Consider the following 20,266-nt stretch of genomic DNA (forward strand, 5'->3'; position numbering starts at 1 on the left):
GAGAATATATATCCTACTATAATACACAAATTTCAGAGAAATTATAATCCCATCTATTAACGCAGCAATTCGAAGAGGTGCGACCGCGCTTCAGAGGTAGATGGGATTGCCAAATGGAATCACGTACCGCTTCATCGTTCCATCAGATGAACCCTCACTATTCCAATGTGGAAAGGTCTTGCGACCGCGTTTCAAATGTAGTGTGCCTTGCCAATTGACCAAGCCTTGAATTGCTAACGCAAATCAAACCGCACTTGGCCAATGTGGTAATCCAATCTCTCTATCGAAGTCAATAAGTAGACGAGCGACCGCGCTTCAGCGATAATTGCCTTTTGGGAAACTAAATAGGCTATCTTACTATCCAAACCCTGATTAGTTTGATTTCGGGACGCTATTGAGACGTTTTTGAGGAAATCCGAGCAATAGGTGAGTTTAAGAGCCCGAAACGCCACTATTGATGCACATACGGAAGCAGCACTCGATTTAGCTTCCTATAATGACGCTAATGACAGACTAAATAGGGGGCTGAGATGACCAAGCTGACATAAATCTATTTGCATTCCCTCCCCGACTCGYGCATACCTTTCATAAAGCGCACATCAAGCCTATGTACGGAAGTGGAATTCGAATGCCCCATCTCTCTTAAGATCGGATGGTGAATCGACCTTGACGGCTTCTGTTCTCGTTATTTTTCCGGACGGCGATTGGCAGCAGTTCTCCCCGCTCTATCAACAACTGCTGCTCGGCCATACGAGTCAGCACCGAACGTATATCGTTACCGACCGAACAGCCGCCGATTATCCGGCTCATGCTGTCCTTATCCCGCTGCATCAGCTTCATACAATTCCCTGGAAAACAGCGATTACGATCGTCATGAACCCGTACTGGCTTCACACCGCCCTTGCATGGTCCCCCCATCGGATTATCGTCTTGGATCATTTCCCGTTAGAAGCGGAGAGCGCACTACTGTCGAAATGCCGCAAGCTGCTATGTGCAGCAGGACATCTGGTCATCACGAATAACGAGCTCTACTACCTGGAGCAATCGTTCCAAAGAGAAGATGTTTTCTTGCTGGATGGAAGCGACGAGGTGAGCGATTTGTTCGCGCGGCAAGCTTTCAGCTGGACAATCGGGGATTATATGGCGAGACCCCTCGTTCGGCTGCAGCAGCGATTCATTGCAGAGAGATATGCGAAATCGATCCAATCAAAGCTCGAAAACAGTGCCAGTGCCCCCGTCAAGGCGAGTGAGCTTTTTTTTCATGCCGTATTTCGTTATTTGGCTGATGATCCTAGCAAGTCGGAGGAAGAGCTTCTGCAAGCGTTTCAGCTGGCCATATTGGAAGGCAATAAAGATGCTCTGACTGACTACTACCGTTTCCTATCTGCGATTCAGCTCAAGCACGGAGATACGTGGTCTGCTATTCAATCCTATAGCTACTCGGCCGTGTCGGACGAAGATCGTCAGAAGGCTTATCTAATGGATGATTGGCTGCAGGAAGGCAAAGAGACGCTTGCCAAAGCATTGCTCTATCGGCTCAATGATGACTATCGGCAAGCCGTGCACCTATTGGAGCCGCAGGCAAGCAGTGAACCGGTCGCCCGTAATCTGCTTATTGAGGCTTATATTCAGATTGGGCGTTTGGGAGCTGCGATGGAACATATGGAGAAGCTTTCGGTTCGTTCAATCGAGGAGCAACAGCAATATGAATTGCTGCACGGGACTTATCTAATGATGCTGCAAGGCCGCAGGCATGATGCGATTCACGCTTGGTTGGCGGCGGCGGAGAGCCGGGTCGAGGCGATTGGCAGCATCCTTGAGCTAAGCGAGCTGGATAACGCCATTCTTATGCTCGCTGGAGCAGGAGCGGAAGCAAGAACCGAAGCCGAGAGCAGAGGGGAGTGAATCTACGATGGGAGAAGGTCGAATTTGGCGGCGCCGAACAAGCGGCAATAAATTAACTGCAATCATGCAGGTGCGCAACGAGCAAGGCCGCTATTTGGAAGCGGTGCTCGGAGAGCTATCCAGCTTCGTCGACGGGATCGTTATTGTAGATGATGCCAGCACGGACGATACGTATGACATTTGCCGCTCCTTCGATAAGGTGGAGAAGCTTGTACGGCTGGAAGAGCCTCTCTTCGAGCAGGAATGGAAACTCCGGTCGCGGCTGTGGCAGGAAGCTGCCGATACCGAGCCAGATTGGGTGCTTTCCGTCGACGCCGATGAAATCTACGAGCAGCGTGCCAAAAAACAAATTCGCAGCCTCATCGATCAGGATCGGTACGATTGGGTTGCTTTTCGCATGTTCGATATGTGGGGTTCGCTTACGCATTACCGCGAGGATGAATGGTGGAATCTGCATAAACGCCATTCCATGACGCTTGTCCGTTACATGCCGGGGTATCCATACAGCTATCCGCAATGGGAGCATCACGTACCGCGCCTCCCTCTTAGCTGCGCAGCATTGCAAGGTGTCGCTACCGAGCTTCGCGTCAAGCATCTCGGCTGGGCGGGAAGCGAGGAGGAACGCAAGGCGAAGTACGAGCGCTATAAGCAATACGACCCGTATGGCAAATGGGGCAGCCTGGCGCACTATGAATCGATACTCGATCCGAAGCCGAATCTTATACGTTGGCGCGAGGAGGTAGATATAGGTTGAAGCAGACATCGGTTACGATATTGACACACAGCTTTCTTGACGGGTATACGCAAAATATTTCCCGACCGTTCGGCGGCGGACTGGAGCGGTATATTCTCTCCCTATGCCGCGTCATTGCCGCGATGGGTCTTCAGCCTATCGTCTATCAGCTATCCTACTTCGGAAGCTTCGACTCCGAATACGAGAGCATTCCCGTTCGCGGCTGGACTTATGACACGGAGCGGATAGGCGCTGCCTTCGAGACGATGGCCGCCGCGGCCGAGGGACTTATTATTTATGCGAGCTGTATATGGCAGCCCATTCGTTACCGTCCCGGAAGCATCGGCATCTGCCACGGCATTAGCTGGGATCGGCAAGCAATGCCACATCAAGCGAAGCTTGAGCTCGCCTCTGTGATTAATAACGCCGTCTCGCAATTGGATGTGGTCGTGTCTGTGGACTCGCAATTTTTAACCTACTGCCGGTCGGTATGCGAATTTATAGATTCAAGACGCATCCCCCTATTGCCCAATTCGGTGGATACGTCTTGGTTCACGCCTCCAACCGACAAGGATGAGGCGGGCGGACAAATGCTCCGCATCCTCTATCCAAGGAGGCTTAGCTTTGAGAGAGGTATCGTCCCGATGATGCTGCTCGCCGATTCGATTCTTCGCGATTATCCGAATGTGATTATCGAGTTCGCAGGCGAGCTCGTAGAGAATACACCAGTCGCGGCCGCCTTCCGGCTTTGGCGTGATGCTCATCTCCATCAGGCTCGAATCGAACAACGGGTATACGACTTCGATGATGTACGCAGCGCCTATATCAACGCAGATATAGCCGTCATACCGACAATTTATTCTGAAGGAACGTCGCTCGCATGCCTAGAAGCGATGAGCTGCGGACTTCCTGTCGTCGCCAGCAATGTAGGCGGGCTTAACGATATTGTGATCGATGGGCTGAATGGTCGCAAGACGCCTCCAAGCTCCGCTTCGCTTGAGGCTGCGGTTCGTTCATTGTTGGACAATAAGGAGGAACGGCTTCGAATGGGCCGCATGGCGAGACAGACTGCTTTATCGTTCGACCACGGCAAGTGGGAAGCGGCATGGACGGCCATTATTGCGGAGCAGCTTGCCGATCATTGAACAGGAAGCGCCTAATGCACGTATAGATGACAAAGTAGATGATGGCATTGATAACGGCAGATATGAGAAAAAGGATTGCGCCGCTGTAAAGAATATTTTGTCCGTTCATTTCGTCTATGAAGAAGAGCATAATAAATAGCGCCGCTGCAGCAATGTGCAGCACCAACTTAATGAAGATCGCGTACAACCGTTCCGACTTGACCATCATATGAATGACAAATGATACGGGAGCGCCTAACAATGCCGTTCCGATGAAGCAATAAATAACGACAATAAATATAGCTGGAAGAACAAAAAACATAAGAGAAATAATGAAGGCACTTAAAAGCGAAGACGTAAAAATGGATAGGAGTATGCTGACAAACGTATACAATGGCTTCACTAAAAACCACTCCCTCTTTGCTCGCTCTGCGGCTGCGGATTACTTCCATCCTAGCGGTTGAAAGAGGGATTCGGCAGTACTAAATTTTGTAGAACCGGCCTGATGCATCAGTTCCAGCCTTCATAGATCGGTATCGATAATCGCGCCAAGCGAATGGCTTTGCTATACGAATAGGAAGAAGCCTCAGCAATGTTATCCCCTCCGCGACGCCCATCCAACCCATGCTGCTGCAGAAGCTCTAAGTGCGCGTCCGCTCTATCGCACATCTCGTACATATATTCTCGCGTCAATCCCGCACTTGCGCTCACCGACTCGTTTGGCTTCTCAGCTTCAGTTCCATCCTTATCGGCATTTGCGTCAGATTCAAGATTGTTCCAATCGTCTTCGAGCTCCCGCAGCCAGCGTTCCAGCAGCTGACGATGAGCCCCGTCAAGCCGACCGATATGCCAGCCTACCCATTCCTGCGCCGCTTGGTCGCAGCCGCTCTCCAGCATAACTTCCGCGAGTTTAATAACGGCAGCCGCGCTGCTGCATATGACTCTTGAAGCGAGCAAGGAGGAGAGACGATGCTCCTCACCCGTAATCCGTATATAACTGCACAGCCGGTACAAGGGCGAGAGCAGCTGCGGCTTGAATCGCAAAGCCGACACGTAAGCTTCCAATACGCCGGCCCGATCCAATTGTTCCTCCTTCATCCGGCCAAGCAGATAAGCCGTACGGTACGTCCCTAGTCCCTCCTCCGTATGGTAGCGGCTTGGCGAAGCACCGATACGGAGCGCTTGCTCCGCCGCTTGAACAGCTTCACGCAATCTCCCTAAGCCTGCCAGCGCGATCGCCCTATAATGATACAAATCCGGATAATCCTCAGCCAGCCTTGAGCCTTGGGCGGCAACTTCCGCAGCCTCCGCATACTGGTGAAGCGCCAACAAAGAGCGCACCTCATATTTCACGGCCAAATGCATATAACTTAGCTTCTCGAAATCCGACTGCTGCCGCGCTGCGCGAAACGACTCCAAAGCCTTGGCCGGCATGCCTGCACGCAAATACTCGACCCCGATATTGTAGCGGTGAAAATAATTGTCCGGCTCTTCCGCTACGGCCAGCTCCAGCAGCCGCATATTGCGATGCTGTTTGTTCTTCTCGGCGATCACCTCTTGCCGGTATCCATAATGATACACTTTGACTTCGGTCATATAGAAAGCCGAATCCGGCCAGCGGCGCAGAATCGAAGCTGCTATCTGCTCATGAATCCGCCCCTCGAACCGGATATCGGGATCACTCTTGAACATGCGAAGGACAGGATGTACGCTCCCCCCGGCAGATCCCTCCATCTCGTCCTCGTTTTCATTCCCGTTTCGATCAGCCTTATTCCATATTTGCAAAAAGAGACCGCAGGCACGAGACTCATCCATATACTTCAGCAGCTCCTCGCCCGCTCCCGTTCCAAGGCGCTCATCTGCGTCCAAGAACAAGATCCACTCGCCTGTTGCGATCTCCAAGCCTGCATTGCGCGCTTTCGCGAAGTCATTGTCCCATTGCTCATGTATGACGATCGCGCCGAACGATTCCGCTATCTCTACCGTTCGGTCCGTCGAACCCGTGTCCACCACAATGATCTCGTTCACAATTCCCCATACGCTCTGCAAGCATGATGGAAGCATACGCTCTTCGTTTCTAACGATCATACATAAGGAAATGTGCTTCCGGTGCTTCGCCATTCGCGCGCCTCCTTTGCCTTCCATTCCAAGTCGTCCGCCAACCGAGCGCTTCCAATCTGGCGATCGCATCTGTCAGCCGCGCCCCGTCATCCTCATACCTGCTTCCGTCCCAGCCCCGGCTGCTTACTAGTGGATCACCCGACAACCGCACAGCCGCAAGCGCCAGTTGCAAGCTCGAAGACGCCGCACCCATACGCAGCTTCGTTTCCACCTTAGAACCTGCAGCATGAGCAGTCACAGCCGGCGTTTGCTCCTCTTTGGCGGCAATGCCTCCCTCGAACATGGCGAGCGCCTCGCTAAACAAATAGTTGTTGTACAGCAGCTCGCCTAATCTGAGCCAATGGCCGCGGGCAAGCTCCCCCTTGACTGCAAAACGTCTCAGCATCAGCTCGGCCGCCGCCTCGTTATATCCCTCGTCATAAAGCGCCTGTTCGAACATGATGTCCAGCTTCTCCATCGCAGCCGTCAAACGGGCTGCCAGCCGCAGCATGCCATGTGTTACCGCCCGTCTTACCAATTGCGCCTCGCAGACGCTATCCTTTGATCCGCTCAGCCAGCTTTGCCAAAATTCATCGCGAATAGGAGCGCCAAGCATTACAACCTCGATCTGCTTGAAACGCGCGAGCGTACATTGCGTTCCCGCAGCTTGAACAATACGCGCCAAAGTAATAGGAGGCAACGGCAACCCCTCGTTCCACCAGCACAAAGCCGCATCCAGCGCCGCTGCCTCGTCGCCGCCCAGAAGCTGTACGTGCATCATAAGCAGCTTGGCTGCTTCCGCATATTGCCCTGTCCCGATCAGTGCATCGGCTATTAGGCGTGTATCAGTCGATAGCCCTTTTCCTTTGCGCCCTTGAATCGATTGCTCTCTCCAGATGGGCATCGCGATCCGATAAGCGCCGATCTCGCACATGGCTCTTGCAAGCTGCCTCAAGCCGTTATCGCTCTCTTCCCCTGTATACACCGCTAGTTGGTCGCGAATATGGGTATCTCCCGCTCCGCGCAGAAGCATCGCATAAGCAAGACCGTTAAGCGCTGGCTGCCAGTCCGGCCGATCGTCCAAGGCTTCCTCATACATATGCAGCGCTTTTTCCGATTGGCCAAGCTTAACGAGTACATCGCCAAGACCGCACTTTGCGCGATAGCTGCTTGCTCCAGCCTCGGATATATAGCTGACAGGCACAGCGCCGCTTTTGTGTATGCCCTTCTCGAGCTCGATAGCTGTTTCGTAGGCTGCCTTCGCTTCGGGCAACAGCTGGAGAGCTTGCAGCGCCACTCCATGCAGCCAATAAAGATCGGTATAATCGCTATATATCCCCGTTTCCTTTTGCAAAAGCTCCTCCGCCGCTTCCATGCGGTTCAATGTTATAAGCGTCTTCGCGTAATCGCGTACAAGAGTCGGCCGATAGGGCGCATCATGCTCCACCGCATCAAGCGACTGAAGGAACGTTCGACTGGCCGCCTCTGCCTGGCCCAATTGACACTGTGTCACGCCAAGGTTATATAGACAAAAAGGATCATTCGGGCGCCTAGCCAGCTGACCCTTAATGATCCGTAAATTACGTTTTGCCTTCGACTTGCGCGTCATGGTGTCCGGCACGTAACCGTCATGGCCGATGACGATACCGCTAGTGCTTAGCGGCCCGTCTACATCGTACATGCGGCCTTCACTCGCGCCTGTGCCAATCCGGACGAGCTGTTCATGGATTTCGCYGTAATAGACGAAGCCGTAATCCGCGCGGAACAATCTGACCGCATCGCTCGTCAGCTTCGGAACAACAGCATCGCCTGCGGTCAACTCATGCTGCATCGGCAGCCGAAGGGCAGCTTCCGTCGTCCGCTTCAGCTCTTCGCGGAGCATCTTGCCGGACTTCTCATTTGCTATCGCCCATTCATCGGCATCCAGCACAAGAACCCATACCGTTCTTGCATGCTTCAGCAGCTCATTCCGCGCCTTTGCAAAATCATCCTGCCATTCGACACTCAGCACCCTTGCCCCACATTGCTTCGCAATCTCGGCCGTATCGTCTGTCGAACCCGTATCGGCCACAACGATCTCGTCCGCGAAGCTCTTCACGCTAAGCAGGCAGCGCCTCAACACATCCGCCTCGTTCCGGGCAATCATGTGTACTCCGAGCAGCATGAGCCACCCTCCTGTTTCTTTTTTGTATTCTAGTTAAGTGCCTTGTCCGTTAAAATAAGAATCCACCGTCGTCGGACTCGCCGCTGTGCTGGAACGAAGCGCAAGCCTCGTAAATTTAAGAAACCGTTGCGGCACCAATACATCGACCGATCCAACCGCAATTCCCGTAACCGTATCGACATCCACATACCAGTTCGTACCGTTGGCGCTAATCTCAACGCGCGCATCCACTTTGTTCGTACCCGGACCTTTGTTGTAGACGAAGAAAGAATAGTTGCCGAATACGCTCGTCGTAACCGCTGGCAGAGCCGTGTAGGCATCGCCTGTCACCTGATCGAGGTAGGCTGTCTCTTGGAAGCTCTTCTGTGAGATCGAAGTGACGCTGCTAAGCGATCCCGTCGTGATCGTCGTACCCATCACTGCACCCAATGTACCCGCTGTAATTGTCGTGCCAAGCACCGCGTTCAGCGTTCCCGCTGTAATTGTTGTCCCAAGCACAGCATCCAGCGTTCCCGCTGTAATTGTTGTGCCAAGCACAGCATCCAGCGTTCCCGCTGTAATTGTTGTGCCAAGCACCACGTCCAGCGTTCCCGCCGTGATCGTTGCGCCGAGCACCGCGTCCAACGTTCCCGCCGTGATCGTTGCGCCGAGCACCGCGTCCAACGTTCCCGCCGTGATCGTTGCGCCGAGCACCGCGTCCAACGTTCCCGCCGTGATCGTCGCGCCCATTACGGAGTTGATCGTACCGGCTGTAATCGTTACCCCCATCAAGTTGCTGATTGTTCCGTCCAGCATGATGTTGAGGATATGTCCATCTGTATCCGTGGACAGCGCTCTTGCAGTTGATGCATTGTCCTTCCCGAATATGAGCGTCCGTAAATTGTCCGGATTCGGGTTAAACGACGAGAAGTTTGGCATTAACTATCACCCTTTCCACACCATGAGACTTATAGTTTGACCGACAACGAGGGAGATGACGGCCCCATGCTATTGCGCTTGATAATAGACTGTCAGCTTCGTAGGCAATCCCGGATCGAGCGATCTCACCGATACTCTTACGAAACGCATGAATTTAGACGGGACGATAATATCCATCGAACCTCCGTTAATTTCACTTTCCATATCGACGAGATAATCACTGTCATTCGGCCCAATCTCCAGCTGTACGACCGCCCCCTTGCTGCCTCGGTTGACGATCGCATATGAAAACAGGCTTCTGTTGCTCATCTCCTGACTAGGAAGCGCCGTGAACTCATTCGTCGTCTCGACATTGCGATATACGACCTGACAGAACTTTCCGCCAGCAGGCGCTGGACAACGCCTCTTGCGGCCTGCTCGCTTCTGCATTCTTCCGCACGCTCCTGTCGCGTTATGTGTGCTGCGGGATTTTTTGGAATCCACTCCTTCACACCGTTTTGATTTAGCCACCGTCGCCTCCTCTCCCCCTCGTTGTCCATGTTTCGATACTGTATGCCACCTGCTACTAACCCGAAACGGCGTTTACAACAAGATGGAAGTACCTATATTTGTCTCTCTCGTTATTTCCCCAATCGATTCTAGCGAACAAGCCATATATTAATAGATAAGATCTCAAATCTTCTCTATTACAAATAAAGAAACGGAGGTGCGCGCGTGACCAATAATGCCGTCTTTAATAACGAAAACCATCCGCTGTACATGATGATTAACAATACCTATGTTGATCCTGCCTCCGTCTCACCGCCGGAAGGAGATGCCTCTACCAGCGGAAGATTGTATATGGTTACGACCTCAACGCTGGCCGTCTCATCCGGTCAGAATCAGCTCATTCAGATTACGAATCCGAACCTAAGCGACAGAAATCTGTACATCTCCCGTATATCGGGAGGCGTAAGCGCCGCTGCCACGCTTAATCTGTACTCCGGGGGAACAGTAAGCGGCGGGACGACGCCAACACCGTTCAATTGCTACTTCGGCAGCGCCTTGACGAGCATTGCATCGGCAAGAACGACAGCCGGCAGCGTAACAAGCACGCCCACGCTGTTCATGTCATCGCCGCTTGCAGCGGGAATGTTCACGATTGAATTCACGGGCGGCATCATCGTTCCGCCCAATCGCTCCATCACATTGTCCGTTGGACCAGGTGCGATTAGCGCAGGCTCGAATATTTCATGGTGGGAACATTAGATGCCTAACAACAATCCTCTTAATCGCTCTGACGACGAACTCCATGGCCAATTAGTCGATTCCTATGGACAGCCGGGCACAACCGCGCCCCCTCGGACTGGCGCCACGGCAGCTGCTAAACATTTTAACGTACAAGGATCGAACAGCGGGTCGCTTGGCATATTAGGCGGAACAGTAGATGTGTCGCTTCGGATCAATAATCCGTCTGCCAGCGGCAGAACAGTCATTATAGAGAGCATCGGAGGATACATCGACGTGTCGCTGAGCCTACTCTCCAGCTTTAACGGTCAAATGACTGCTTACAGCGGCGGCACGCTAACGTCTCCATCCGCAGCAACTCCTGCCAATCTGTTTTTGACAAGCGCGACGACAAGCGTTGCAACAGCCACCACCTCAACGAGCGGCATAACAGGCGGCACTTTGCTGCTATCCTATCCCATATATCCGGGGCCATTCCGATTTGCCCTGCCGAACCGCTTCAACCTGCCTTCCGGTACATCCCTTACCGTTAACGTAAAAGGCAGCCTTAGCTTGCTCGGCATCATCGGCACAGGCGTCTCCGTTAGCTGGATCGAAACGTAATATGGTAACTACGTCAGAGCCTGCTGGCCGTAACGGACACGAGCGACACTTAGCCCCCAATATCCCCGCTTCTGTGATCATTACGGACTGAGGAGACGCTAATTGATCATTTTACTGGCTAATTAGCGCCGTTTGGTGCAGATAGAGTCGCTAGAGTCCTCAATATTCGAAAAACGACCGATACCTCACAATTAGAGTCTCCATAGTCCGTAACTAGCAAGGCCTATTTTTTCAAAAAAAACAGAACGACAAAAAACCGTGCCTAGGTCAACAACGACCCTTGCACGGTTTCTAGGTATGCCGCAAGCTCTGCGCTTACGGGCTTTTTCAATTCTTTTTACAGTAGCTTCTCAATGTCGGACTTCATGTCCAATGGCTCGTCCGTCGATTCGAAGCGCTTCACGACATTACCCTCGCGGTCGATGAGAAACTTCGTAAAGTTCCATTTTATCGAGTTGCCTTCAAGGTAATGCGGCAGCTTCTCCGACAAGAACGCGTTCAGCATTTTGCCGCTCGGCTCGTCCGTATTGAAGCCTGCAAAAGGCGCTTGCTCGGTCAGATGGGCAAAGAGCGGATGCGCCGTCTCGTCACGCACATCCGTCTTCGCGAACAACGGGAACGTTACGCCGTAATTGATTTGGCAGAAGCTTTGTACATCGGAATTAGCGCCCGGCTCTTGCTCCCCGAACTGATTGCTTGGGAAGCCTAGAATCTCAAGTCCTTGATCCTTATATTGTTCGTACAGCTTCTGAAGATCGGTATATTGCGGCGTAAATCCACATTTGCTCGCCGTGTTGACAACGATCAACACCTTGCCTTTATAGTTGTCCATCGTTACTTGTTCACCTTTAATTGTTTCCAGCTCATAGGAATATACGCTCATTGTGAAGTCCTCCCGCAAAGTTAATTTGATAGATAGCAATTTAATTGTATGCAATTTATTTGACTTGTTTAGCATAACACTCCGAATGATCCATGTCAAACCGAACCTCTATTAGTCCCAAAAACCTTTACAGTCAGCGCGCTCGCCTTACAGAGGAAACACAACTGGAGTGTTCGGCTCGGGGGCGGCTGTAAGCGCGTATATGACCTTACAGCGACAGAGTAACCATGGTCCGCTTCGTGTAAGAGCAAATACGCTCTTACAGAGGAAACTCGGCCGATCAAGCGTGCAATAAGGGGCTGTCCCCAAAAAAGCATCTAAGCTTTTTAGGACAGCCCCTTTCGATTACTTGCCTATTTGCGGCCGTCCGCCCACTCGACGAACAACGAATAGTCCTGCTCCACTTGATTCGCATAAGAAATTGCCCACTGCGCGATCGACAGACAGAACGTATCCTCGTCCGGCCCCATCGCTTTTACAATTTCCTGCTCGCTATGATAAGAGAGAACGCCGCCTTCCACATCTGCATCCGCGCGCGCGTGCATTTTCGCCGTTAAGCGGCCCATCGTTTCCGTAACCGACAGCATATCTCCTGACGTCTCCAACGACTCGAGCTTCAACCGTTTCTTATAAGGCGAGCGCTCTCGAACATAGAAGTTCCGCTCACCGATCGTCAAGTAACCGAGATATGGATCTGCCGCATGATGCATCGCCTTCTGCGTCATCGTCACGCGTTTGCCTTGGTGCTCGAACTCCGACCAGAACGTCTCGTCATAAGGCATGAAGTACGCCGGCACGGGCACGCGCACCTCCTTCACCTCAAGCACGATGTCGTCATTGCCAAGCTCCTCATTGCCTGCCTCGATTAGCACATAATAACGGTCGAGTCCGATCGATGCCGTACCCGAGCCATGCTTCACTGCAATATCCTTAATGTGAAAATGCCGCAGCTCCTCCGCGTCATCAGCCGCTACTGTAGCGAGATATTCCGGCCATGCCGCCAGCAGCGCTTCCTTCTCCTCGTCCGTAGGCGGCAATATTACCTCGTTGTACGCGAATTGCCGATGCTCTTGCACAAGCGCCGTTACTTTTTCCAAGAAATGCTGGTCTTGGCGTTTCTGCAGCTTTTTGAGCAGCTTCTTCACCGGCCCTTCAGCATGCTCTAGATCGATCTGGTACGAGCCCGGATCGTCCTTGCCTTTCGCGAACCTGCGCATCTGCTTGGAATACCCTTGCAAATACGTCTCAATCGCCGTCAACTGGCTGTCGATCGGCTGTCCCTTAAGCCGGCCTACAAGCGCGATGCTTACCGACATCCGCAGCAGATCGTAAAGATACGAGCCGAGATAACCTTCGTCGAAGTCGTTCACATCGTACACAAGCGCGCCCTTCTCATTGCGGAACGCACCGAAGTTCTCGAAATGCAGATCGCCTTGAATCCACGTCGGACGCGCAGGCGAAGTATGATAGGAAAACCATTCACGGCTTATGTCAAAATAAAATAAGTACGCGCTCCCGCGAAAAAAAGAGAATGGCGTCGCCGACATTTTGCGGTATTTCTCAGCTCGTTTGTCACTCTCCAGCATCATGATCTTGCTATCAAATTCTTGGAAGATTGCGGACAGTGTCCGCTTTCTTAATTTGTTGTGAGTCTGTTTAACCCGCTCGGTCCATTTTGCATCCATAGCTCTCTTCCTTCCTCCTTGCGAATCTTAAGTTACCAATACGTCAATAAATCTAGTCGGTTGCATGCTAACATTCTACACGGAGGAATGAATTTCCTGTTTGAATATGGAAGATGACTGCTTCACGCCCGCTGCAGACGCAAATATTCGCTCACCATAGCGAGCCGCCAAGGCACGATCATACCGAACGCCAATAAATAAAAAATAGCGCCGGTCTGCGGAATCGACATAAATTCCTCTACAGCCTGATGCATAACTAAACGGATGGCGAACAATACAATAATAATGACGATAAACGCCTTGGAGCGCCTTACGTAAATGTCCGATTGCACGCGCTCAAGCCTCGTCGTTACGATAAGCGGGAAAGCGAACAGCAGCAGTCCCGTGCCGAAGGCGGACACTCCCCACAACCACGGGATGTGGGTGATCGGGGCAACGAACATAATGAAGCCTGTCGCCATGCCTAGCGGCGGTATGATAATCTTCTTCAGCGTAGTAGGTTTCTTGCCAGCCCTCATGCGCAATATAATAAGCGTTACACCGGCAATAACGGATACGCATACAGATAAGAGCTGAACGATAGGAGTAGACCAAAACAACTTGCTTAACCTCCGATTCCGCCGCCCTATCAAGAGGCGGGTAAATAATAGATTTAGTAATTGTATTTTACCACATCAGAATGTTTAAGTACTTTACAGCGATAAAGCGTAAAGTAGATCATTCAGATTGGCGATAAAAACTTCTTTGCTTCCGAAGCGAGTTTGCTACGCAAACTTGTAGGACGCTCATCCTCGACATACTCCGATAGGAGTTTTTCTCACCACATCAGAATGTTGAACATAACCAAACAAGCAGGCGCCGCAAATCGCGGACACCTGCTCGTTATTTAGTATGAACCGCGGATGTGCGGATGAACCTGCTCCTGGTAGAAGACGCGCAATCTCTCCATCTCCTCATCGGAGAACGACGGTACGTTCATAGCCGCAAGGTTGTCTTCTACCTGACGCACGTTGCGGAAGCCCGGTATGACGCAAGTGACTGCAACATGATCGAGCAGCCAGCGCAGCGATGCCCGCGTCATATTGTCACGGCCTTCGGCTATCCAGCGGAGATGCTCGGCAAGCTCGACCCCCTTGGAGAAGCCAAGACCGGCGAACGTCTCGCCGACATTGAATTGCTCGCCGTTCTCGTTGAAGCGGCGATGGTCGTCCGCCTCGAACGTCGACGTATTCGTGAACTTGCCCGTGAGCAAGCCGCTCGCCAGCGGCAGCCTGACCAGAATGCCTACGCCCTTGCGATGGGCTTCATCAAGCAAGCTCTCCAGCGGCTTTTGGCGGAAAATATTAAAAATAATTTGCAGCGCTCTTACATTCGGCTGCTCCAGACAGTATAAGCCCTCTTCGACCGACTCGACGCTAACGCCGTACTCGCGGATCTTCCCTTCCGCCTTCAGTTTGTCGAGCACTCCGAACACGCTGCCGTCCTTCAATATGTCAAGCGGCGGGCAATGAATTTGGTACAGGTCGATTCGTTCCCTCTCCAGCCGCTTCAAGCTCGCCTCGCAATAAGCGCGAACCGCCGCCTCCGAATAGGTAGCCGGATCGTGAATGTCGCCCGCCCGGCAAAACTTTGTTGCTATGTAGATAGAATCTTCTTTGCCCTTCGTCGCCCTTGCGAGCAGTCGCTCGCTTCGGCCGTCGCCGTATACGTCTGCCGTATCGAAGAAGTTGACGCCCGCATCCATTGCGGCTGCAAGGGCGGCAAGCGATTCTGCGTCGCTCGTATTGCCCCATGATCCTCCGATCGCCCAAGTACCGAAGCTGATCTCACTCACATGAAGCTCTGATGATCCTAATTGACGGTATTGCATAATGGATTCCGACCTCCAACGCTTGATTTTATGCGCAATGTGGATATGGTAATTGCAGCGCTTTCTTAGCCGCTCCTCCATCATACCCCTCCCGCCTATGCACATGCAAACACAAACGGGAAGCCGCTTCTGAATAAGCGACTCCCCGTTTTTTTCGTTGTCTTCCGTGCACGCGTTAGCCCCGCGGAATAAAACCGCTAATATCGACGCCAAGATTTTGTGCCAGCTTCATCCCGAGCGTATGATCTGCGCGGAAAAAGTTGCAGATCGCGCGCAGTCTGATCTCGTCATTCGTCTGCTTAAGCTCATCCGTCAAGTTCGAAATCAGATTGCTGCGTTGCTGCTCTGGCAGCGAACGGTAACGTTCTCCCGCTTGCGTGAAGTCGTCCGTTTTGTCGATGCGCTGACGTCCTGCCATGCCGTGCAGCGGCATCCTTGAATCGGCATAAGCCGCATTCTCCTTCGGACTGCTCTGCGAGCTGTTCGGTTCGTAATTAACCGGAGATGGATCGACCTTCATTGTCATTGCGCCATCGCGCTGATGATTGCGTACCGGTGCGTACGGACAGTTGATCGGAATGTGCAAGTAGTTCGCTCCAAGTCGATACCGCTGCGTATCCGGATAAGAGAATAGGCGGCCTTGGAGCAGCTTGTCTTCCGACGGCTCAATGCCTGGCACGAGCGCGCTCGGCGAGAACGCCGACTGCTCAACTTCGGCGAAATAGTTGACCGGGTTACGGTTCAACGTCATCGTGCCAACGCGAATTAGCGGGTACATATCCTCCGGCCATACTTTCGTCGGGTCGAGYGGATCGAAAGCATATCGATCGACATGATCAACAGGCATGATTTGCACTTGCAGCGCCCATTCCGGATAGGAGCCCAGTTCGATAGAGTCGTACAAGTCGCGAGTAGCATGATTGAAGTCCTGGGCTTGCACGGCAGATGCTTCCTCTGCCGTAAAGTTGCGAACACCTTGCTGCGACTTCCAAGTATATTTTACATAGACGATCTGGCCGCTCTCATTAACCCACTTGAAAGCATGAACGCCGAATCCATCCATCTCCCGGTAATTAGCAGGCGTGCCGTCATCGGAAAATAACCATGTCAGCATATGCGTGGATTCCGGCGACAGCGTCATGAAATCCCAATAGCGAGCCGGATCTTGTATATTCGTGTTCGGAGCAGGCTTCAGCGAATGTACCATATCGGGAAACTTCATCGCATCGCGGATGAAGAAGACGGGAAGATGGTTGCCGACAATATCATAATTGCCTTCCTGCGTATAAAACTTGACGGCGAAGCCGCGAGGATTGCGCAGCGTCTCCGGTGAGCCCGTTCCGTTAATAACGGTGGAGAAACGAACGAATACCGGCGTTTCTTCTCCCTCCGCTTGCAGGAAGTGAGCCCTCGTATAAGCTTTCATGCTAGCTTCGGTGCGGAATACGCCATGCGCTCCCGCTCCGCGGGCATGAACGACGCGCTCCGGAATACGCTCACGGTCAAAGTGGGCCAGCTTCTCGAGCAGATGGTAGTCTTCGAGCAGCGCCGGACCGCGCTGTCCCGCTGTACGGGAATTCTGATTATCGCCAACCGGCGTTCCTTGGTTCGTTGTTAAATGATTGTTCATAGGGCACACCTCATCATTCGTATATTTAGACTTGATCTAAATCTTATATACTTATGATAAGGTTATGCGCGTGGCCTGTCATGAAATCAACATGAACGGTTCATGAATAATAGATGAAGAATGAAGCGGAGGCAATTAATCGGCTAACCGATAACCGACACCGCGCACCGTCACGATATATTTTGGCGCAACGGCGCTGTCCTTCAGCTTTTTGCGAAGACTCTTTATATGAACGTCAACCACATTGCTGCCTCCATAGAATTGAAGCCCCCATACCGTATCCAGCATCGATTCCCTCGTAAGAACAGAGCCGTCCGACGTCAGGAAGAAGAGCAGCAGATCGTATTCCGTCTTCGTCAAGTCGATCCGATTGGTCCCTTGAACGACGGTCATCTTCTTCTTGTCCACGCGAATATCCTTGAACGCGATCGTCTCATCGGACACGCCTGCAGTTGGGCGATTCATTAACATCTGATTAATTCGGTTCAGCGCCTCGTCCGGGCTGGCAGGCCATACGAGCAGTTCCGCTCCGCCAAGAGCAGCTTCGCCGTTATGATTAGACGATTGCTGATCCGTCAACACGAGAACAGGAACGCCGGATCGATCGGCAAATTCTATTAATGCAGCGCCGTCCTGAAGCGTGTTGCTGCTCCCGGCCCGCGTAACCGGAATCGCATCATATACGAGCAGCTCCGGCTTCAAGCTCTGGAGCATGCTCGAATCAAAGTCATGAAGCGAGAACACATCGAAGCATTCCGCGGATAAAGTGATTAGCAGTCCTTTGACCCGCTCAGGCAATGGACTGATGATCATAACGCGCTTCGTTAGCGAACAAAGCACGCCGCCTAGACCAGCTTCTGCTGTCCCGAGCATCGATGCACCGACGACAGCATCCATATCCATTTTAACGATTACTTCGTCGCGCATTGACCGCACACTCCTTCAAGTACGACATGAGCGTGCGCAATCGCATACCCTGTAGACGATTGTACCGATTTGATCCATGCTTCCGGCAATTCGTCCATCACTTCATCAACCCGTCCGCATTTCGAACAAACAATATGCTGATGTTCCTCTGTCCGGGCATCGTAGCGGCTAACCGCCTCGCCAAGCTTCAACTCCCGGATAAGTCCGACATCCGTCAAGTACCGAAGCGAATTGTATACCGTCCCGTATGCGAAGTTAAAGCCTTTGCTGCGAAGCCGCTCAATGACGTCGGCCGCTGTTGGATGGTCCTCAGCATGCTGCACCACTTCGTAGATTGCTTTGCGCTGTATCGTTAAATTAATTTTGGTCATTATGAATCACCTTCTCATTAATATGATTTAGACTAAGTATAAATCTATTTACATAGTTGGTCAATTGAAGGTTATGGAACGTTATCCGGATTAGCCGCTTGTTCAGCGTTTTCGTTATATTGACACAATAACCGTTATAATGACCTTTATTGCCTCGGAAATATACTTTTGTTTGCGCATTTTAGATTGTTAAAAAAATATTGTCGAATTAATTATCTGAATATTTACAAAATTAAAAAAATAGAATATACTTAGCCTATCTCAAACGGATAGGAGGTAGCCGCAAGCATCACATATCCATTGTCCATTTGGGAATCTTGATTAACTCGCCGCTTACGGAGGCGAATTCCATAAGAGAGGGGATAGTCCATTGAAGGCTGTTAGCGAAGCATGTCTTCCATAAAAGCAGAAAGGAGTATCCGAAGTGTTAATCCAAGACATGCGGGGAAGCAGAGTCGTCCATCGTTGATATCGAGCTTGTCATCCGGTACTTATCGAAAGGGATTGATCGGAAAATAATGAATACATGCAAAGGGATTGGAGCGTTAAAATAAATTGAATATTAGTAGCAAGTGCACGTAAAGGGATTCTGGTTATCATCGATAAGCAGAATCCCTTTTTATGCGTTTGCAGGACCTTATAAGATAGGCGATAACAGCCTTGAGACCGATTCCTTGAACTTATTCATAAGCGGACGAGACATATACAGCTCCTTGGTTAGCTGCTGGCAATATTCGATATCTTGCTCGAAAATGCGTTGCAGCTTGGCAGCCGTCTGCGTATTATATAGAAACGCATTCATTTCAAAATTAAGCTTGAAGCTCCTGATGTCCAGATTCGCCGTTCCAACCGAGGCAATCTTGCCATCGATAACGAGCGTCTTCGCATGAAGGAACCCCTTCTCATACATGAACACCTTCACTCCGCCGGCAAGCAGCTCCCCCAAATACGAATGCGTTGCCCAATAGACGAAGAAGTGATCGCGCTTGCGCGGCAGCATAATACGCACCTCGACACCCGATAGCGCAGCGATCTTAAGCGCCGTCATCAAGCTCTCGTCGGGGACAAAATACGGCGTTTGGAGGCAGATCGTTTTTTTGGCGGCATAGATCATTTTGATATAAGCGTCCTTGATCTGTTGGTACTCGGTATCCGGTCCGCTCGCGACGAGCTGCATATCGATATGGCCGACCCGCTCTTCCCTATACGGAAAGTAGTTTTTGTCCAGCTCGATTTTGCCGGAAGCGGCTAAATTCCAATCCATKAGAAACTGCGCTTGCATTTGCAGCACCGCATTGCCCTCGACTCTTAGATGCGTGTCGCGCCATTCGCCGAAGTGAGCATTCAAACCCAAGTATTCATCTCCGATGTTGAAGCCGCCAATATAGCCAATAGCGCCATCGATAATCGCAAGCTTGCGGTGATTGCGATAATTGATCTTCATATTCACATAAGGAATGCGCGAAGGGAAGAAAGCCGCCTCCTTGCCGCCTGCCGCCCGCAGCTCAGAGAAGAAGCGGCGCGGAAGATTGGAGCTTCCGATATGATCGTACAAGAATCTCACCTCGACGCCTTCGGCCGCCTTCACCGCAAGCGCCTTAACCAGCTTGCGTCCCAGCTCATCGTCCCGAACGATATAATAGACGAGATGGATATGATGCTGCGCCCCTTCGATGTCGTGCAGCAGAGCGTCGAACTTGCGATTGCCGTCCGTGAAGATCTCGACCGCATTATTGTTTGTAACGACCGCGAAACTCGAATTCAAATTCATGTACATCATATCTTGATACTGCTGCATCTCGCTGTCGGCGAACATAAATTCTGAGCTCTTCAGCTCGCGCTTCTGCCGATCAACCGTATCTTCAATAATACGCTGATTAACGCCCATGAGTTTGGTCAGCTTGCGTTTGCGAATTTTCTGGCCCAAAATCAAATAAAGAACGAAGCCGAGAACCGGAATGAACAACAGCACCATAAGCCAAGCCCAAGTTGAGCTGGCGTTTCGCCGCTCCAAGAAAATAATCGTAATAGCCAAAACAATATTAAGAACCAATATGATCGATACGATATTCTGCATAATTGCCATACATCTGTTGCACCTCAGTCACAAGTAAAAGTTAATGCGA

The 20,266-nt window shown here is 51.6% G+C and carries 18 protein-coding genes; 5 read left to right on the forward strand and 13 right to left on the reverse strand.

Annotation, left to right across the window (positions count from 1 at the left end; translation table 11 throughout):
• The first annotated feature begins 666 nt into the window (after positions 1–666).
• From AB4Z33_RS11605 to AB4Z33_RS11615, 3 genes are read left to right on the forward strand one after another with little or no spacing between them, the layout of a single operon-like run.
• Complete coding sequence (locus AB4Z33_RS11605) at positions 667–1,905, forward strand: hypothetical protein (RefSeq protein WP_442050086.1); 1,239 nt, start codon at positions 667–669, stop codon at positions 1,903–1,905.
• A 7-nt stretch (positions 1,906–1,912) separates the two neighbouring features.
• Positions 1,913–2,659 (forward strand): glycosyltransferase family 2 protein, encoded by a 747-nt coding sequence (locus AB4Z33_RS11610; protein ID WP_442050087.1) that lies wholly within the window; start codon positions 1,913–1,915, stop codon positions 2,657–2,659.
• Positions 2,656–3,783 carry a glycosyltransferase family 4 protein gene (locus AB4Z33_RS11615; protein ID WP_442050088.1) on the forward strand — a complete coding sequence of 376 codons (1,128 nt, stop codon included), beginning with the start codon at positions 2,656–2,658 and terminating at the stop codon, positions 3,781–3,783. The genes AB4Z33_RS11610 and AB4Z33_RS11615 overlap by 4 nt, the downstream gene beginning before the upstream one ends.
• Here AB4Z33_RS11615 and AB4Z33_RS11620 read toward each other — a convergent pair.
• The 5 genes from AB4Z33_RS11620 to AB4Z33_RS11640 all read right to left on the reverse strand — a co-directional run bounded on the left by AB4Z33_RS11620 (position 3,755) and on the right by AB4Z33_RS11640 (position 9,373).
• A complete protein-coding gene (locus tag AB4Z33_RS11620; RefSeq protein WP_442050089.1) occupies positions 3,755–4,165 on the reverse strand; it encodes a hypothetical protein in 411 nt (136 codons plus the stop codon). The two genes, AB4Z33_RS11615 and AB4Z33_RS11620, sit on opposite strands and share 29 nt — an antisense overlap.
• A 107-nt stretch (positions 4,166–4,272) precedes the next feature.
• Positions 4,273–5,883 carry a glycosyltransferase gene (locus tag AB4Z33_RS11625; protein WP_442050090.1) on the reverse strand — a complete coding sequence of 537 codons (1,611 nt, stop codon included), beginning with the start codon at positions 5,881–5,883 and terminating at the stop codon, positions 4,273–4,275.
• Complete coding sequence (locus tag AB4Z33_RS11630) at positions 5,840–8,026, reverse strand: tetratricopeptide repeat-containing glycosyltransferase family 2 protein (protein WP_442050091.1); 2,187 nt, start codon at positions 8,024–8,026, stop codon at positions 5,840–5,842. Before AB4Z33_RS11630 ends, AB4Z33_RS11625 begins: the two co-directional genes overlap by 44 nt.
• Before the next feature lie 33 nt (positions 8,027–8,059).
• Positions 8,060–8,944 (reverse strand): DUF6385 domain-containing protein, encoded by an 885-nt coding sequence (locus AB4Z33_RS11635; protein ID WP_442050092.1) that lies wholly within the window; start codon positions 8,942–8,944, stop codon positions 8,060–8,062.
• A 69-nt stretch (positions 8,945–9,013) separates the two neighbouring features.
• Positions 9,014–9,373, reverse strand: coding sequence for a DUF6385 domain-containing protein (locus AB4Z33_RS11640; protein WP_442050093.1), 360 nt, complete (start codon positions 9,371–9,373; stop codon positions 9,014–9,016).
• A gap of 285 nt (positions 9,374–9,658) precedes the next feature.
• On the opposite strand from AB4Z33_RS11640, the gene AB4Z33_RS11645 reads away from it, so the two are divergent.
• Both AB4Z33_RS11645 and AB4Z33_RS11650 read left to right on the forward strand, forming a co-directional pair.
• On the forward strand, positions 9,659–10,192 hold the full coding sequence (locus tag AB4Z33_RS11645; RefSeq protein WP_442050094.1) for a hypothetical protein: 534 nt from the start codon (positions 9,659–9,661) through the stop codon (positions 10,190–10,192).
• Entirely contained in the window at positions 10,193–10,774 is a 582-nt protein-coding gene (locus AB4Z33_RS11650; RefSeq protein WP_442050095.1) for a hypothetical protein, read from the forward strand. It begins immediately after the preceding gene.
• Positions 10,775–11,111: 337 nt separating this feature from the next.
• Here AB4Z33_RS11650 and AB4Z33_RS11655 read toward each other — a convergent pair whose 3' ends face one another.
• The 8 genes from AB4Z33_RS11655 to cls all read right to left on the reverse strand — a co-directional run bounded on the left by AB4Z33_RS11655 (position 11,112) and on the right by cls (position 20,226).
• Positions 11,112–11,657 (reverse strand): glutathione peroxidase, encoded by a 546-nt coding sequence (locus AB4Z33_RS11655; RefSeq protein ID WP_442050096.1) that lies wholly within the window; start codon positions 11,655–11,657, stop codon positions 11,112–11,114.
• 353 nt (positions 11,658–12,010) lie between these two features.
• Positions 12,011–13,342: a DUF2252 domain-containing protein gene (locus AB4Z33_RS11660; RefSeq protein WP_442050097.1), complete on the reverse strand. Its 1,332-nt coding sequence runs from the start codon at positions 13,340–13,342 to the stop codon at positions 12,011–12,013.
• Between the two features lie 122 nt (positions 13,343–13,464).
• The gene (locus AB4Z33_RS11665; protein WP_442050098.1) at positions 13,465–13,941 is read right to left on the reverse strand and encodes a CcdC family protein; all 477 of its coding nucleotides are present in this window, start codon (positions 13,939–13,941) and stop codon (positions 13,465–13,467) included.
• 287 nt (positions 13,942–14,228) lie between these two features.
• Positions 14,229–15,212, reverse strand: a complete 984-nt coding sequence (locus AB4Z33_RS11670) for an aldo/keto reductase (protein WP_442050161.1) — start codon at positions 15,210–15,212, stop codon at positions 14,229–14,231.
• A 175-nt stretch (positions 15,213–15,387) separates the two neighbouring features.
• Complete coding sequence (locus AB4Z33_RS11675; protein ID WP_442050099.1) at positions 15,388–16,842, reverse strand: catalase; 1,455 nt, start codon at positions 16,840–16,842, stop codon at positions 15,388–15,390.
• 135 nt (positions 16,843–16,977) lie between these two features.
• The gene (locus AB4Z33_RS11680; protein WP_442050100.1) at positions 16,978–17,769 is read right to left on the reverse strand and encodes a response regulator transcription factor; all 792 of its coding nucleotides are present in this window, start codon (positions 17,767–17,769) and stop codon (positions 16,978–16,980) included.
• Complete coding sequence (locus AB4Z33_RS11685) at positions 17,754–18,140, reverse strand: Fur family transcriptional regulator (protein ID WP_442050101.1); 387 nt, start codon at positions 18,138–18,140, stop codon at positions 17,754–17,756. The genes AB4Z33_RS11680 and AB4Z33_RS11685 overlap by 16 nt, the downstream gene beginning before the upstream one ends.
• Before the next feature lie 637 nt (positions 18,141–18,777).
• Positions 18,778–20,226, reverse strand: coding sequence for a cardiolipin synthase (gene cls / locus AB4Z33_RS11690; RefSeq protein WP_442050102.1), 1,449 nt, complete (start codon positions 20,224–20,226; stop codon positions 18,778–18,780).
• Positions 20,227–20,266: the final 40 nt, after the last annotated feature.

Origin of the sequence: Paenibacillus sp. 2TAB19, from assembly GCF_052115185.1 — a bacterium.
Lineage (GTDB): Bacteria > Bacillota > Bacilli > Paenibacillales > Paenibacillaceae > Pristimantibacillus.

Bases quoted from the DNA above. Each gene is read 5' to 3' on its own strand.
- AB4Z33_RS11655 (WP_442050096.1), bottom strand. From the start codon at position 11,657: ATGAGCGTATATTCCTATGAGCTGGAAACAATTAAAGGTGAACAAGTA.
- AB4Z33_RS11685 (WP_442050101.1), bottom strand. From the start codon at position 18,140: ATGACCAAAATTAATTTAACGATACAGCGCAAAGCAATCTACGAAGTG.
- AB4Z33_RS11650 (WP_442050095.1), top strand. From the start codon at position 10,193: ATGCCTAACAACAATCCTCTTAATCGCTCTGACGACGAACTCCATGGC.
- AB4Z33_RS11635 (WP_442050092.1), bottom strand. From the start codon at position 8,944: ATGCCAAACTTCTCGTCGTTTAACCCGAATCCGGACAATTTACGGACG.
- AB4Z33_RS11680 (WP_442050100.1), bottom strand. From the start codon at position 17,769: ATGCGCGACGAAGTAATCGTTAAAATGGATATGGATGCTGTCGTCGGT.
- AB4Z33_RS11640 (WP_442050093.1), bottom strand. From the start codon at position 9,373: ATGCAGAAGCGAGCAGGCCGCAAGAGGCGTTGTCCAGCGCCTGCTGGC.
- AB4Z33_RS11670 (WP_442050161.1), bottom strand. From the start codon at position 15,212: ATGCAATACCGTCAATTAGGATCATCAGAGCTTCATGTGAGTGAGATC.
- AB4Z33_RS11660 (WP_442050097.1), bottom strand. From the start codon at position 13,342: ATGGATGCAAAATGGACCGAGCGGGTTAAACAGACTCACAACAAATTA.
- AB4Z33_RS11610 (WP_442050087.1), top strand. From the start codon at position 1,913: ATGGGAGAAGGTCGAATTTGGCGGCGCCGAACAAGCGGCAATAAATTA.
- AB4Z33_RS11625 (WP_442050090.1), bottom strand. From the start codon at position 5,883: ATGGCGAAGCACCGGAAGCACATTTCCTTATGTATGATCGTTAGAAAC.